The sequence below is a fragment of the Rhizobacter sp. LjRoot28 genome, from assembly GCF_964253025.1.
Taxonomy (GTDB): Bacteria; Pseudomonadota; Gammaproteobacteria; order Burkholderiales; family Burkholderiaceae_C; genus Rhizobacter.
Window position 1 is genome coordinate 455,010 of sequence record NZ_CAXUQC020000001.1, and the last position, 13,495, is coordinate 468,504.

14 protein-coding genes are annotated in these 13,495 nt (G+C 67.2%); all 14 read right to left on the reverse strand.

What is annotated here, in order from left to right:
- Window positions 1-2: 2 nt before the first annotated feature.
- The 14 genes from ACSQ2F_RS02140 to ACSQ2F_RS02205 all read right to left on the reverse strand — a co-directional run bounded on the left by ACSQ2F_RS02140 (window position 3) and on the right by ACSQ2F_RS02205 (window position 13,430).
- On the reverse strand, window positions 3-251 hold the full coding sequence (locus ACSQ2F_RS02140; protein ID WP_436019304.1) for an acyl carrier protein: 249 nt from the start codon (window positions 249-251) through the stop codon (window positions 3-5).
- A complete protein-coding gene (locus tag ACSQ2F_RS02145; RefSeq protein WP_436019306.1) occupies window positions 248-1,372 on the reverse strand; it encodes a hypothetical protein in 1,125 nt (374 codons plus the stop codon). The genes ACSQ2F_RS02140 and ACSQ2F_RS02145 overlap by 4 nt, the downstream gene beginning before the upstream one ends.
- Window positions 1,372-2,811 (reverse strand): MBOAT family O-acyltransferase, encoded by a 1,440-nt coding sequence (locus tag ACSQ2F_RS02150; protein WP_436019308.1) that lies wholly within the window; start codon window positions 2,809-2,811, stop codon window positions 1,372-1,374. Before ACSQ2F_RS02150 ends, ACSQ2F_RS02145 begins: the two co-directional genes overlap by 1 nt.
- A gap of 240 nt (window positions 2,812-3,051) precedes the next feature.
- Window positions 3,052-4,314 carry a glycosyltransferase gene (locus ACSQ2F_RS02155; protein ID WP_436019310.1) on the reverse strand — a complete coding sequence of 421 codons (1,263 nt, stop codon included), beginning with the start codon at window positions 4,312-4,314 and terminating at the stop codon, window positions 3,052-3,054.
- Window positions 4,311-5,651, reverse strand: coding sequence for a polysaccharide pyruvyl transferase family protein (locus tag ACSQ2F_RS02160; RefSeq protein ID WP_436019312.1), 1,341 nt, complete (start codon window positions 5,649-5,651; stop codon window positions 4,311-4,313). Before ACSQ2F_RS02160 ends, ACSQ2F_RS02155 begins: the two co-directional genes overlap by 4 nt.
- A 34-nt stretch (window positions 5,652-5,685) precedes the next feature.
- The gene (locus ACSQ2F_RS02165; protein ID WP_436019314.1) at window positions 5,686-7,137 is read right to left on the reverse strand and encodes a lipopolysaccharide biosynthesis protein; all 1,452 of its coding nucleotides are present in this window, start codon (window positions 7,135-7,137) and stop codon (window positions 5,686-5,688) included.
- Window positions 7,138-7,180: 43 nt separating this feature from the next.
- Entirely contained in the window at window positions 7,181-8,227 is a 1,047-nt protein-coding gene (locus ACSQ2F_RS02170; RefSeq protein ID WP_436019316.1) for a nitroreductase family protein, read from the reverse strand.
- A gap of 216 nt (window positions 8,228-8,443) precedes the next feature.
- Complete coding sequence (locus ACSQ2F_RS02175; protein WP_436019318.1) at window positions 8,444-9,193, reverse strand: urease accessory protein UreF; 750 nt, start codon at window positions 9,191-9,193, stop codon at window positions 8,444-8,446.
- On the reverse strand, window positions 9,166-9,708 hold the full coding sequence (locus ACSQ2F_RS02180) for an acyltransferase (protein ID WP_436019320.1): 543 nt from the start codon (window positions 9,706-9,708) through the stop codon (window positions 9,166-9,168). The genes ACSQ2F_RS02175 and ACSQ2F_RS02180 overlap by 28 nt, the downstream gene beginning before the upstream one ends.
- On the reverse strand, window positions 9,708-10,370 hold the full coding sequence (gene ureE / locus ACSQ2F_RS02185; RefSeq protein WP_436019322.1) for an urease accessory protein UreE: 663 nt from the start codon (window positions 10,368-10,370) through the stop codon (window positions 9,708-9,710). Before ureE ends, ACSQ2F_RS02180 begins: the two co-directional genes overlap by 1 nt.
- 60 nt (window positions 10,371-10,430) lie before the next feature.
- On the reverse strand, window positions 10,431-12,146 hold the full coding sequence (ureC, locus tag ACSQ2F_RS02190; protein WP_436019324.1) for an urease subunit alpha: 1,716 nt from the start codon (window positions 12,144-12,146) through the stop codon (window positions 10,431-10,433).
- A gap of 15 nt (window positions 12,147-12,161) precedes the next feature.
- Window positions 12,162-12,467, reverse strand: coding sequence for an urease subunit beta (locus tag ACSQ2F_RS02195; protein ID WP_436026704.1), 306 nt, complete (start codon window positions 12,465-12,467; stop codon window positions 12,162-12,164).
- A gap of 11 nt (window positions 12,468-12,478) precedes the next feature.
- The gene (locus ACSQ2F_RS02200) at window positions 12,479-13,114 is read right to left on the reverse strand and encodes a HupE/UreJ family protein (protein ID WP_436019326.1); all 636 of its coding nucleotides are present in this window, start codon (window positions 13,112-13,114) and stop codon (window positions 12,479-12,481) included.
- 13 nt (window positions 13,115-13,127) lie between these two features.
- Complete coding sequence (locus ACSQ2F_RS02205; protein WP_436026706.1) at window positions 13,128-13,430, reverse strand: urease subunit gamma; 303 nt, start codon at window positions 13,428-13,430, stop codon at window positions 13,128-13,130.
- Between the last annotated feature and the right edge of the window lie 65 nt (window positions 13,431-13,495).

Here is a 13,495-nt window from a genome sequence, read left to right on the forward strand (position 1 = left end):
GCTCAGGCCACCGTGGCGCGCGAGCTGATCAGCGCGACGAATTCGCCCACGTTCTTCAGCCGGCCCACTTCGGCGGCAGAGAACTTCAGGCCGAACTTCTTCTCGACGGCGAGGACGAGCCGGATGTGGCTCAGACTGTCCCACTCGTCGACGTCGTCGGCCGTCAGCTCGGGCGTGACGACGATGCTGTCATCGTCGAACACGTCGTGAAAGATGGCGGTCAGCTTCTCGTAGATGGCGTCCTGGTTCATGGCGTGGTTCCCTCCGGGTCGTTTGAATTGGGTGAGTTCAGGGCGGTCGCTGTCTGCGCCGCCAAGGTCGGCGTCTGGGTGAGGCCGGCCGCCAGGCGGGCCGCCCAGAGCGGCGCCACGCGGGGCTTCGGGTGCACTTCGTCGCTGAAGTCGTCGTCGGCACCGGCCTGGGTCATGCGGATGAGCGACACGCCCGGGCGGGCGGTCAGCTTGCGAACGAGCTGGTCGGTGCGGGCCAGGTAGTCGGCATGCAAAGGCGACCCGGCGGCGTGCCAAGGGGGAATCGGCATGTCGACGAGGACCACCTTGCCGCCGTCGGCCAGCACGGTGTCGACGGCCTGCTCGATCTGGCGGTAAGGGCCTTCGGTCAGCGTGGTGGCGCCGCCCATGTAGTCGTTCCAGAAGGCGAGGTACTTGCGCTGCTCCTCCTCGGCCAGCACCACGGCGTTGCGCTGCTCGTCCGTCATGGCTTTGGGCTTGTCGTTCATCAGCCGACGCAGCGAGCGGGTGGTGTCGCGCGCCAGGCGGTCGAGCACCAGGTACGGGTGGATCAGCGTCACCCCGAGGTTCAGGCGCTCGGGTGGCAGCACGGGTTCCGCACCTGCCGCCGTGCGCCGGTAGAAGCCGTATCGGTACCGTTCGATGTCGATGTCGGTGTCGCCCGCGTGCCGATCCGGCGTGTGCCAGCGCGCCCGGTCATCGGCGAAGAGGCCGTACCAGAGCCCGATCACCACCGTGTTGTGGCGCCGGGCTTCCGGGCTCTGCACCTCACGGACGAGGTCGATGACCTGCCGCACCTGCGTCGCATTGGAGCCGCCGATGGACAGGTTGTGCACTTCGACCTGGGGCATCAGCGCCTGCACCTGGGCCTGCCGGAAGCCGACGCCCACGTTGGACGCGCCGACCACCAGCACCTTGTCGGTCGGCGTGTTGAGGCGGGACCGGGTCATGAACACGTACTTCGGCTCGGTCAGGAAAAGCGACGCACTGGCGCGGGTCGTGTCAAGCGCCGGACCGGCGTCGCCGGGCGGCATCAGCACCAAGGTGATGGCCAGCACGAGGCCGTACAGCGCGACGAGCGCGCTTGTCAGCCAGAGAAGTTGTCGGAGGATCAGCTTCATCAGAATGCGCGGTAGACGAACTCGGGGGCCTTGTGGAAGAACGAGGCCACGGTGGCGATGAGGAGGATCTGCGCCGCCAGCACGAGGTTGCGGGCCACCACGCCGTGGCTGGTGCGCAGCGCCAGGTCGCGCACACCAACCGACAGCGAGACCAGGGCGTCCCACGCCTGCAGCATCACGCCGGCCAGCACCGAGAGCACGACGAACGACAGCAGCAGGCCGCCCACGCCCAGGCGGCCGGCCAGCAACTGCAACTGGGGCATCTCTACCCACAGGCAGGTGAGGGCAAGTGCGAAGTAGGTGAAGGTCATGCCGCGCGCCAGCGTGGCGTACAGCGGCCGCTCGGCGACCGCCTTGTAGCCCTTCTTGCCGAGGCGACGCGTCATGTGCACCTGCCACAGCTTGTTGAGGCTCGCGCCCGCGCCCATGAGCAGCCCGTAGACGACGAAGACCAGCGTCGTGCCATGCCAGACGCCCATCACCAGGAAGGTGATGAAGAACGCGATGACACCGAGATAGGGTGCCGCCGCGGGCGACGTGACATGGCCGGCGAGGACGCGCAGCAGCGGATTGAAGAGGTAGGTCTTGAACCAGTCCGACAAGCTCATGTGCCAGCGCGACCAGAAGTCGAGGAAGCTGCGCGCCTGGAAGGGACGGTTGAAGTTCTCGGGAAGGTTCATTCCCAAGAGGTTGCCGAGCCCGATGACGATGTCCATGTAGCCGGCGAAGTTGGCGTACAGGTACACCGTGTAGACGGTGGCCGTCCCGATGTAGAGGGCGAGGTAAGCGAAATACGGCGAAGCGACGCTCGCGTCCAGCAACCGGCCCGACATGCTGTCGAACAGCCAGTTGGCAATCGCGGACACGACGCCCACCTTCACGAACCCCTTGATGATGCGGGCAAAGGCCTGGAAGACCTGGTCGGCGTCAAGCTTCAACGGGCGAGCGGCCGACTCGGCATGGTCGGGGTACCGTTGGATCGGCCCCGCCGTGAAGGTCAGGAAGTTGCAGGCGTAGTTCAGGAAACCGAGCGGCGACACCGGCCGTTCGAGTTCGCCTTGTTGCGCGTCGATCATCAGGTGCAGCACCCTGAACAGGATGTACGACAGGCCGACCAGCAGGTACGGGAAAGGCAGCAACCAGGCGGCATCGAGAAAGCTGAACTTCTTCAGCACGATGAAGACGGCGAGGAACAGGACAAGGGCCAGCCCGAGCACTTTCACCGACCGCGTGCGACGGACTGCCTCGATGGCCCCGAAACCGAGGATCAGGAAGGCAAGCAGCGGCAGCACCTGGAGCGGCGAATTGACATAGCTGCCGATGAAGACGGCGTTCGCGCCGAGGAGAACCAGCGCGCGTGCCCTGGGTGAGGGCATCGCATGGGTGAGGAGCACCACCGCGGTGATGAAGGCGATGAAGGTCAGTGACGTGAACGCCATGGCCGGATGAACCTCAGGTGAAGGTGTGGAACTGCGAAAGGGGATGAGACTGCAGAGACTGCGGAATGCGCCGCTCGGCCCAGGGCGCCAAGACGGGGACTGCGGTGAACTGCCCAATCAGGGGCGAGCCTTGGGCGGCCACCGTCCGGAGGCCGCGCCGGCATCCACGCGCCGCGCCGTCACGGCGGCGATGCGCGGGTCCGGCAGAGGTGGTGGCGTACATGGAGGGCACCGGGCGGCTCACTCGGGTTGGACAACAGGGGTTTCGCGCAGCGCCGAGCCCGGCCGGCCGGGCGGCTGCAGCACCTGACGCACGGCACGCTCCACGACGGCGTTGAAGTGGTCGCGCGTCAAGGTGGACGTGATTCGGTCATGACCGTTGCGGGCCACCGTCTCGGCACGCTCGGGGCGCTTGAGCAAGTCGATGCAGTGGTGGGCGAAGGCCTCGGCGTCGTCGGCCACGAGCATGTCGGGGCCGTCCCGGAACAGGTTGCCGTGGCCGTTGCGCACGTGGTGGGTGCCGACCACCGGTCGACCGTAGAGGTAGGCCTCCAAGGCCTTGATGTTGGTGCCCCCGCCGGAGCGCATCGGCACGACGCTCGCAGTGACCTGGGCATAGGTGTCGGCGAGCGAGTCCACGAAGCCGAGCGCTTCCACGCCGGGCTCCCCGGACCAGCGGGCCAGCGTCTCTGGCGAACCCTTGCCCACCACGAGGAAGCGAGCGTTCGGCACCGCGGCGCGCACACGCGGCCAGATGTCGCGCACGAACCAGTCGACGGCATCCTGGTTCGGCATGTAGTCGAGCAGGCCGATGAACATCAGTGCAGGCCGCAGCGGTGGCGTGAAGTCGGGCGGCCCTTGTCGCGCGGGGGCAGCCGGGAGGTTCGGCAGCAGCGAACTGTCGAGCTGCGGGAACACCTGGCGCTCCGCCTCGTTGCAGAAGAAGTAATGGGCGTGCTGGCGCGAGGGCAGCTTGAGCGTGCCGCGTACGATGCAGCGGTCGTTGAACAACCGCAGCATCACGCCGACCCACATCTTGAGCGTCGTGAGGGACTTCCAGGGCGGTTCGTACGACACGTCGTCGAAGTCCACGAGCACCGGTACGCTGCTCGGCAAGCGCAGCTTCAGGGCAGGGCGGATGTACCGGCAGACGATCAGGTCCCAGTCCGACAGGTCGATGTGGCGCTTGACGCAGTCGGTGACGTAGTCCGAGCGAATGTCGAAGCGGGGCCGCCCGGCCAGACCGCGGTTTTTCACATGCAGCTCGTGCACTGGCGTGCCGTCCAGGTCGAACGTCTGCAGCTCTTGCTCCGGCGGCAAGGCGTCGGGGCCGAAGTTGACGACGAACACCTCCACGCGACCGTGCCGCTTGAGCGCATCGATCAGGAAACGCGTGCGCTGGGCCGAGCCCCACTGCTGGCGCGGTGAAATGTAGGTCAGCAACAGGATCCGCGGCGCGACCGGAGCGGCGCGCGCGGGGGTCGACGTGGCGGATGTGCTCATACCGGGTTCTGGACGAGGGCGCCTGCGCTCCCCTGGGGGGCGGGTTCAACGCGACGGTTGCCCGTCAGGCCTTCGAGGTTGCGTGCCGATGCTGCCTTGACCTGCGGAAGGTGTTCGTCGACCACCTTCTTGAGCGCCGGCAGGCTGCCGACGAAATCGTTCACCAAGGCGGCCAGCTTGCCGGGCGTCATGACGTCGGCCGGGGGCATCAGGAAGCGCTCGGGATAGTGGAAATGGGCGAACAGGCCCTGGAACTTGTCCTGGTAGGTGAGCCCGACCACGGGCTTGCCCATGCCGAGGGTCGCAATGGCAAGGTGCATGCGGCCCGTAACCACGCCGTCCATCATTCCCGCGATGGCCTTCAGTTCGGCGGCGCTGAACTTGTCGGTCGGGTAGGCGATGCGGTCGCCCAGTTCGGCCCGCAGTCCGTCGATGATGGGGGCGAGGCAGGGATCGTCGCCGCCGATCACGCGGTAGTCGTGCGAGATGAGCATGACGGAGACCGGGTGCTTGCCCGCGACGTCGCGGAGCGCCTGGAGCGCGTTGTCTGCCAGGGCCTTGATCTGTTCGGCACTCACCTCCTTGATGAGCATCGGATGGACGTTGAAGCCCAGCAGGATGTCGCCCGCGGCGCGCCGACGGGTGCACCAGTCACGCACCTCTGCCAGCGCCGGGGTCTCCGGCGTGGGCGCCAGCATGAAGGCGGCATCGGCGACAAGTGCGGCAGGTGTGCTGGTGAATCGAGCGTAGCGCTCGTACGAGATGCGGTCTCGTACGTTCACGGCGACGTCGCGGTGCAAGGCATCGAAGACCGGCTTCAGGCGCGGGCTGGGGTGCTGGTTGAAGCTGAAGCCGAGAATGGAAACCCGCACGCCCATGCGAGCCGCCGTGTCGGCGATCATCAGGACGCGCATGGGGCCGGACGGGCCGTAGTAGCCGTCCATGATGTCGGCGCCCAGGATCACCATGCCGTCCGGCTGGAACTGTTCGATCTGCGCGACCGAGTCGGTCAGGCTTCCGGACCAGGCGGGGATGGGCACGAAGCCGAGGCCGCGTGCGGCATCGGATGCCACTTGCGTCGCGACAACCACGCCGACCACCAGGCCGGGCTCGCGCGCACGCAGCGGTCCGACCGCCGCTTCCATCATGGCCTCGTCACCCTTGGCACCGACGAGCGTCCAGGGGTCGCTCGGAATGATGAGCAGCTTGCGAATGCTCGTGATCTTGCGCGGGCTGTATGCACGGGCCTGGATGGCGCGCCACTGGCGGTGCATGCGGAACATGTCGATACGGGCCGTCGTGCCGTATTTGATGCGACGAAGAATCTTCTTGATCATGGGTCAGGGGGTAGGTTGCGGGCTGACGGCGCGGTCACTTCGTGGGTGACTTGAGCATGGCCCAGGCTGATCTGAGGGAGGTCGGAGCAAAAAGCTGGACGGAGCCGACGTAGACCGCGGCGCCCACGGCGCAGGAGGCGATCAGCGTGGCCAGGGGAGGGAGATGGCGGGCCTCGAGCAGCAACAGCACGCCATAGGCCGCGCCGGCCATCAGGATGGAGGCGCAGAGGAAGGGCCACAGGCGCCGCACGAGTTCGCGCAGCGACACATTGACCAGCCGCTTGACCACATAGAAGCTCAGCGGCGTGGTGATGATCTGGCTCATGAAGTATGCGAACAGCAGGGTGTTGAGGTTGCCGTTGCGAGCGAGGTAGAAGCCCGTGAAGGTGAGCACGACCTTGAGCACCATGAACTTCAGGCCGATGTTCGGCTTGCCCATCGCGTTGTAGATGGTGCCGTTGTAGAACTGCAGCAGCTGGATGGCCCCGAGCACGCACATGACCCGCGTGACGGTGGCGCTCTCGTGCCAGCGTTCGCCGAAGAGCGTGATGGTGAGCGGCGAGGCCACGGCGACAAGCAGGCAGAAGACCGGCACGGCCACGGCGGCGGTGGCGGTCTGGCTCTTGTAGTAGGCGTTGATGAGGGCCGGGCGATCGTCGGCCAGCCGCGAGAAGCCGTTGTGCGCGACCTCGTAGACGGTGGAGCCCAGGGCCTGCATCAAGGCCTGGTAGAGGCGAACGCCGACGGCGTAGATGGCCAGCGTCGCCGGACCGAGCGCGGCAGCAAGAAAGAACTCGATGTACCGCGTGTTCGCGAAGTCGAGGATGGCCGTGCTGATGCGGCTTGCGCCGTAGCGCATCAGCGGCAAGGTGTTGCGGAGATCGGTCTCGCGGCCCGGTCGCCAGTTCGGCTTGATCCAGAGCAGGATGGTCAGGAGCGTGGTCGTGATGATCGTCTGCGCGACCAGGCTCCACACGCCGAAGCCCGCCAGCACGAGCCCGGCGGCGATCAGGCAGCCGGTGACCGTCGCGGTGAGGGTGACCATCGCGATGTGCCGGTACTCGAAGGCCCGCTTGCGCATCGACATCTGGCCAAAGGACGCTGCGGTGATCGGCAGGCTGAGCACCAGGGTGCGAAGGATGGGAGCCAGGTCCGGCATGTCGAGCTGGCGTGCCACCAGCGGCGCGGTGAACCAGAGCACGGCGGTGATGAGGAGCGACACCGCCATGTTGAGCCAGAACACCGTGTTCATCTGCTCCTGCGAAATTTCCTTGCGCTGGACCACCGCCTCGGCGAGGCCCTGGTCGGCCAGCATGGTCAGCAGTGCGAGCACGACCGACGCCATGGCGAAGAGACCGATGTCCGCCGGTGCGAGCACCCGCGTCATGATCATGAACAGGCCGAGGATGCTCAGTCGCCCGCCCCAGCTCTGGATGGCCGTCCACAGCAGTCCCGTCCGGACCTTGGACCGCAACGATGTGGTCAAACCCACCTCCAATGGAATGCCTTGCGTGCTCATCGGAAGGGAATCAGTGGATCCGCACGATGGAGTCGGTGGGCCGGCGAGCCGACTTGGGCGCCAGCGCGCCTTCGAGGGGATAGCCGACGGCCAGGTACATGATGATCTTGTGGTGCGCCGGGATGTCTCCGCGACGATGGGCTTCGAGATCGGTGGCCGGCGAGACGCACCAGTTGAGGCAGCAGGTGGCGATGCCCCGAGCCTGGAGGGCCAGGATCAGGCTCATCGAGAACAGCCCGCCGTCGACATAGGGCTCGTTGCGCTCGGACGCATCGAAGAAGCTGTTGCCGTCCGCGGCGATCACCAGCAGGGTGGTCAGCATGTGGCCGAAGCCGGCGTTGCCGTTCTGGAGCTTGAGCAGCGCATCGATGCGCTCGCGATCACGATAGACGTGGACACGGCAGGGCTGTCGATTGCAGGCGCTCGGGCTCAACTGCGCGGCCTGGATGGCCCCTTCGAGCACAGGCAGCGGGACCACGCGGCTGTCGAACGCCCGGACGCTGCGGCGGTCCTGGCACAGCTGGTCGAACATGGCCGAGACCTCGGCGTCGGTCTGGCGATAGGGGCGGGGCGTCGCGAATTCCGGTTGCGGCGGCACGGACATCAACGCCCGCTCCAGCGCCTCGAAGATGGGGCCGGCGTCCGCGGCGGGAGGCGGCGTGTCGCCAAGACGTGTGCGGTAGGCCCGCAGCGTCTCGATGGCGCCCACGAACACGGGGTCGTCCTGGGCAAAGCCCTGCGCTTTCCAGCGCTCGACCAGGCGGCAGGTCGCCATCACCGGATCGCGACCGAAGAAGCGCGGCTTGCCCGGCATGCACAGGCCCTTCTCGAGCTTGTGGAACTGGAAGATCAACTCGGCGCTGAGCTTTTCGTAGGTGTTGACGCGCTGGTCCCAGAACATGTGCGACACGGCGTGCTTCATGTCGTGCAGGTAGTAGCGCATCTTGGCCCACCAGTGCATGCGGTGGCGGCCTTGGCGCAGCAGGCCGTACAGGAACGGCACACGCTGGCGCAGCGTGCCTTGCAGCTGTTTGAAAGACGGGGCGGTCGTTTGCATGAAGGGGCTCATCGGTCGAGGACGGGCCGGAAGACCGCCTTACCGAGGGAATCCGAAACGCGTTCAAAATGTGCGCGTAAAGTTTTCCGATTTCGGTAAAAGCACGGCCGCAGCAGCATGCTGAGAGGCATGCTGTTCCGGATTCCAGCCCTTTGTTGCTTTGCAACACGCAAAGGTCAGGCCAGGGTCGCGGAGCGACGCGGCAGCCCGTCAGCCTCAGGAGCGGAACAGGCGCGAGTACTGTGTTTCGTGCTGGGATTGCAGGATGGCCAGCATCGGGCAGAACGCCTGCCGGTCCTGGTCCGTGGTGGCCTGGGCCGCCGCGATGGCTGCCGGGATCTCGGCGACCAGGCCGGACAGCACCCGCTGACCTGCCGCTTGTCCAAGCGGCACCGCCTTGAGCGCCGCCTGAACCATGTTCTCGGCCCAGCCGAACGCGAAGCTGAGCAGCGTGCCTTCGACGTCCGCTCCGGCCTCCACCCCGGCCAATGCGAAGCCCACAGGCCATGTGGGCGCCGGGCGCAGCCCGGTCAGGTGCGCCAGACGGCCGTCCGGCACCGGTTCTTTCGGGCGGTTTCGAAGCCACTCCACCAGGGAGCGTCCCATCTGTTCGGTCTGCAAGCGGATCTCGCCCGCCTCCCGGGTCGTGGCCACCCAGTCGTTCAACTCGGTGATGCGGTGCAGGTCGCGCGCGGCCCACGCATGGAACGCAGCGGCCACGACCGCGAGCTCGCTGCGCGACAGCGACAGGTGGAGCTGATCGATCAGCCAGGTGCGGCAGTCCGCCTCGCCCGTGAGACGCCCCGTTTCCACGGCGGCTTCGAGCCCCTCGGAGTAGCTGAAGCCGCCCACCGGGAGGGCGGGCGAGGCCAGCCACATCAGCTGCAATTGCGCTGCAGCGCCTCCGGGATGAGACGGGGCGGCTGCCTCCACGGCGCTCAGGGCCGCACCCAGTCGTCTGCGCATTCGAAGGTGCGAACGACCTGCGCAGGCGTTCCGGCCGCGATGCTGCGGGCGGGGACGTCACCACGCACGATGGATCCGGCCGCAATCACGGAATGGTCGCCGATGCGCGAGCCCGCCAGCACCATGGCCCGGGCGCCGATCCACACGTTCCGGCCGATCGTGACCGGCCGGGGTGCGGTCTTGTCCTCAGGGGTGGCCGGGTGGAAGTCGGTGTCGTAGATGGTCACGCCGTTCCCGATCTTGGTGTGGGGACCGATGTCGACCTGCTGTGCGCAGAAGATGCTCACGCCGTCATTGACGAAGGCACCCGTGCCGATGTGGAGCTTGCCGCCGAGCGCGACGTGGATGCTGATCGGCGAACGAAAGCTGCGCAGCGCCACGCCGCTGCCGAGCGAGAGCGTGCCGTGGTTGACGATGAAAGGGCGCGCGCCTGCCAGGCTCGGGACGCTCTCGAAGCGCACGCCGCGCAGGCGAAGTCCATGGGCGCGCAGGCGTTGGAGGATCTTCTGCAACATCAGCGGTGCCCGTCCTCGTGACCGTGACCGTGACCGTGACCGTGACCGTGACCATGCTCATGGTCGTGACCATGATTGCACCCCGGTCCGTGGACGTGCGGGACAGCTTTCACGGCGATCGGCACCACCGTTCTCGTGGCCGCTTGAGACCCGGCCAGTTCGGGGGCGGGCGCGGCATGGGCGTGGCCATGCGCATGCCCGTGCCCTCCCGCTGCATACGCACCGCTCTCGGGCTCGAACGGGGCTTCGAATTCGGTCACGATGAGGTGCATCTGGCGCAACATGTCGGCCAGCACGTGGTCAGGTTCGAGCGCCAGGTGATCCTGGGCCACCTGAAGTTGCACGTGCCGGTTTCCCAGGTGGTAGGCAGCACGCAGCAGGTCGATCGGAGCGCCATGCTCGGCGCAGGTCTGCACCCGCATCACGGCTTGCGGCGTCGCTTCGATGCGCACCAGCGAGCCGTCCTCGGCGACCAGCACGTCCCCCCCACGGACCACGGTTCCGCGGGGGAGGAACACGCCGAGCGTGCGGTCCTGCGAGTCCCGCGCGTCGAAGCGGCTTTTCTGACGGGTGTCCCAGTCCAGGGACACGGTAGGTGCGCGGTTGACCAGGGCGCGGGCCAGCCCGCGTCCCTGTGGAATGAGCTTGTTGACGGTCAGCATGGGGTCTCTCGAGGGTGAACGCGGCCGACAGTGTGCCAGCCCATCGGCCCGCGTGCCCGCTCAGAACAGGAAGTAGCGCTGCGCCATCGGAAGTTCGGTCGCCGGTTCGCAGGCCAGCAGCACGCCGTCCGCACGAACCTCGTAGGTCTGCGGGTCGACCTCGATGTTCGGGGTGGCGTGGTTGTGAACCATGTCCGCCTTGCCGATGCGGCGGGTGTTGCGCACCGCTTCCATCCGCCGTTGCAAGCCGAGGCGCTCGGGAACGCCGGCATCGAGCGACGCTTGCGAGACGAAGGTCAGACAGGTCTGGTGCATGGCCGCGCCGTAGGCGCCGAACATGGGTCGGTAGTGCACCGGCTGGGGCGTCGGGATGGAGGCGTTGGGGTCGCCCATCGCCGCCGCCGCGATCATGCCGCCCTTGAGGATGAGCGAAGGCTTCACACCGAAGAGGGCCGGTTTCCACAGCACGAGGTCGGCGAACTTGCCCACCTCGACCGACCCCACGATGTGCGAGATGCCCTGCGTCACCGCCGGGTTGATCGTGTACTTGGCGATGTAGCGCTTCACGCGAAAGTTGTCGTGCCGCGCGCTGTCCTCGGCCAGCGTGCCGCGCTGGGCCTTCATCTTGTGCGCGGTCTGCCAAGTGCGGATGATGACTTCGCCGACTCGGCCCATGGCCTGGCTGTCGGACGACATCATCGAGAACACGCCCATGTCGTGCAGGATGTCCTCGGCCGCGATGGTCTCGCGGCGGATCCGGCTTTCCGCAAAGGCGAGGTCCTCCGCGATGGACGGGTCGAGGTGGTGGCACACCATCAGCATGTCCAGGTGCTCGTCGACCGTGTTCACGGTGTACGGCATCGTCGGGTTGGTCGAGGACGGCAGCACGTTGGGCAGGCCGGCGGCACGGATGATGTCCGGCGCATGGCCACCTCCCGCGCCCTCGGTATGGAAGGTCGCGATGGTGCGGCCCTTGAACGCGTCGATCGTGCTTTCAAGGAAGCCCGACTCGTTCAGGGTGTCGGTGTGGATGGTGACCTGCACGTCGTGCGCCTCGGCCACCGACAGGCAGGTGTCGATGGCCGATGGCGTCGTGCCCCAGTCCTCGTGGAGCTTGAGGCCATAGGCGCCGGCCTCGATCTGCTCCTCGAGCGGACGGGCCTGACTGGCGTTGCCCTTGCCCTGGAAGCCGAGGTTCATCGGAAAGCTCTCGGCCGCCTTCAGCATCGAGTGGATGTGCCACGGGCCGGGGGTGCAGGTGGTGGCGAAGGTGCCGGTCGCCGGGCCGGTGCCGCCGCCGAGCATCGTCGTCACGCCGCTCATCAGCGCTTCCTCGATCTGCTGCGGGCAGATGTAGTGGATGTGCGAGTCGATGCCGCCCGCCGTCACGATGTTGCCTTCGCCGGCAATGATCTCGGTCCCGGGGCCGATGACGATGTCCACGCCGGGTTGCACATCCGGATTGCCTGCTTTGCCGATGCCGCTGATGAGTCCGCCCTTCAGGCCGATGTCGGCCTTGACGATGCCCCAGTGGTCGATGATCAGTGCGTTGGTGATGACGGTGTCGGCGACGTCTGCGGCGAGTCGCTGGCTCTGCCCCATGCCGTCACGAATGGTCTTGCCGCCGCCGAACTTGACCTCTTCGCCATAGCCTCCGGCGAGCAGCGTGAAGTCGCGCTCCACTTCCACGAGGAGTCCGGTATCGGCGAGGCGGACTCGGTCGCCCGTAGTGGGGCCGAACATCTCGGCATAGGCGCGTCGATTGATGGTTGCCATGCTGTCTCGTCTGCCTCAGAGGGGGCCCTGGACCTGGGCCCGGAACCCGTGGACGATGCGGTCGCCTGCGTAGTCGACCAGTTCCACCGTGCGTTGCTGCCCCGGCTCGAAGCGAACGGCCGTGCCGGAGGCGATGTTCAGCCGCATGCCGCGAGCGGCGTCGCGATCGAAGCGCAGGGCCGGATTGCTCTCGGCGAAGTGGTAGTGCGAGCCGACCTGGACGGGCCGGTCTCCGGCGTTTTCGACGACGACCGTCAGCGTCTTCCGGCCGAGGTTGATGGGCAGGTCGGGGCCGTCGGTCAGCAGTTCGCCCGGCACCATGGGCGCTGCGCTCATGCGAGCCTCGCCAGCAGCACGAGCCCGAAGCCGGCGACGCCCAGGCCGGCGGCCCGCGCCCACCAGCGGCCACGGTCGCGCAGCAGGGCGCCTCCGAGCAGGCCGGTGCCGTGCAGCAGCAGCGTGGCGACGACCATGCCAGTCAGCGCGGCTCCGCCGAAGCCGCCGACCAGTTCAGTGCCGTGCGCGGCGCCGTGGAAGAAGGCAAAGCCGGTGACCACAGTCACCGCCGCGCCGGCCGCCACGCGAAGGCGCGTCGCGAGCAACAGGCCGAAGGCGAGGAGCGATGCTGCAATCATCGGCTCCACGGCTGGTACGGCAATCCCCGACCGTCCCATCAGCGCGCCCGCCAGCAAAGCCGTAGCGAAGGCCACGGGTGCGAGCCAGGCACGCCGGGCGGCCAGTGCACTCCAGAGTCCCACGGCCACCATCGCGACCAGATGGTCGAGTCCTCTGAAGGGATGCGCAAGGCCGGCGGCAAAGGCCGACAGCGCGTCGTGATCATGAAGGGGGCCGCCGGTGTGCGCCGCAGCGATCATGGGCACCGAGGCGGTGCAGAGAAACGCAAGGCGAGCCCAGCGGCGGACGGAGGGGACGGGCGTGTGCTGCGTCAAAACGGTGCGTTGCGTCATGGGGAGGCCTTGGTCATGCAATCGGTTGGTGCACGGTCACCAGTTTGGTGCCGTCAGGAAAGGTCGCTTCGACCTGGATGTCGGGGATCATTTCGGGCACCCCCTCCATGACGTCAGCCCTGCCGAGCACCGTCTTGCCCTCGCTCATCAATGTGGCGACGCTCTTGCCGTCGCGCGCGCCTTCCATGATGGCGGCGCTGATCATCGCCACGGCCTCCGGGTAGTTCAGCTTCAGGCCTCGGGCGCGCCGACGTTCTGCGAGCAGCGAGGCCGTGAAGATGAGGAGCTTGTCCTTTTCGCGGGGAGTGAGTTCCATGGTGTGCAGCGAAGGAAATTCGGTGAGGCCAGGCATCTGGCGGGTCCGGGTCGAGCCACTTCCGG

Coding starts and splice junctions, on each gene's coding strand:
- ACSQ2F_RS02140 (WP_436019304.1), bottom strand. CDS start 251: ATGAACCAGGACGCCATCTACGAGAAGCTGACCGCCATCTTTCACGAC.
- ACSQ2F_RS02145 (WP_436019306.1), bottom strand. CDS start 1,372: ATGAAGCTGATCCTCCGACAACTTCTCTGGCTGACAAGCGCGCTCGTC.
- ACSQ2F_RS02150 (WP_436019308.1), bottom strand. CDS start 2,811: ATGGCGTTCACGTCACTGACCTTCATCGCCTTCATCACCGCGGTGGTG.
- ACSQ2F_RS02155 (WP_436019310.1), bottom strand. CDS start 4,314: ATGAGCACATCCGCCACGTCGACCCCCGCGCGCGCCGCTCCGGTCGCG.
- ACSQ2F_RS02160 (WP_436019312.1), bottom strand. CDS start 5,651: ATGATCAAGAAGATTCTTCGTCGCATCAAATACGGCACGACGGCCCGT.
- ACSQ2F_RS02170 (WP_436019316.1), bottom strand. CDS start 8,227: ATGCAAACGACCGCCCCGTCTTTCAAACAGCTGCAAGGCACGCTGCGC.
- ACSQ2F_RS02175 (WP_436019318.1), bottom strand. CDS start 9,193: ATGCGCAGACGACTGGGTGCGGCCCTGAGCGCCGTGGAGGCAGCCGCC.
- ACSQ2F_RS02180 (WP_436019320.1), bottom strand. CDS start 9,708: ATGTTGCAGAAGATCCTCCAACGCCTGCGCGCCCATGGACTTCGCCTG.
- ureE (WP_436019322.1), bottom strand. CDS start 10,370: ATGCTGACCGTCAACAAGCTCATTCCACAGGGACGCGGGCTGGCCCGC.
- ureC (WP_436019324.1), bottom strand. CDS start 12,146: ATGGCAACCATCAATCGACGCGCCTATGCCGAGATGTTCGGCCCCACT.
- ACSQ2F_RS02195 (WP_436026704.1), bottom strand. CDS start 12,467: ATGGTGCCGGGCGAACTGCTGACCGACGGCCCCGACCTGCCCATCAAC.
- ACSQ2F_RS02200 (WP_436019326.1), bottom strand. CDS start 13,114: ATGACGCAACGCACCGTTTTGACGCAGCACACGCCCGTCCCCTCCGTC.
- ACSQ2F_RS02205 (WP_436026706.1), bottom strand. CDS start 13,430: ATGGAACTCACTCCCCGCGAAAAGGACAAGCTCCTCATCTTCACGGCC.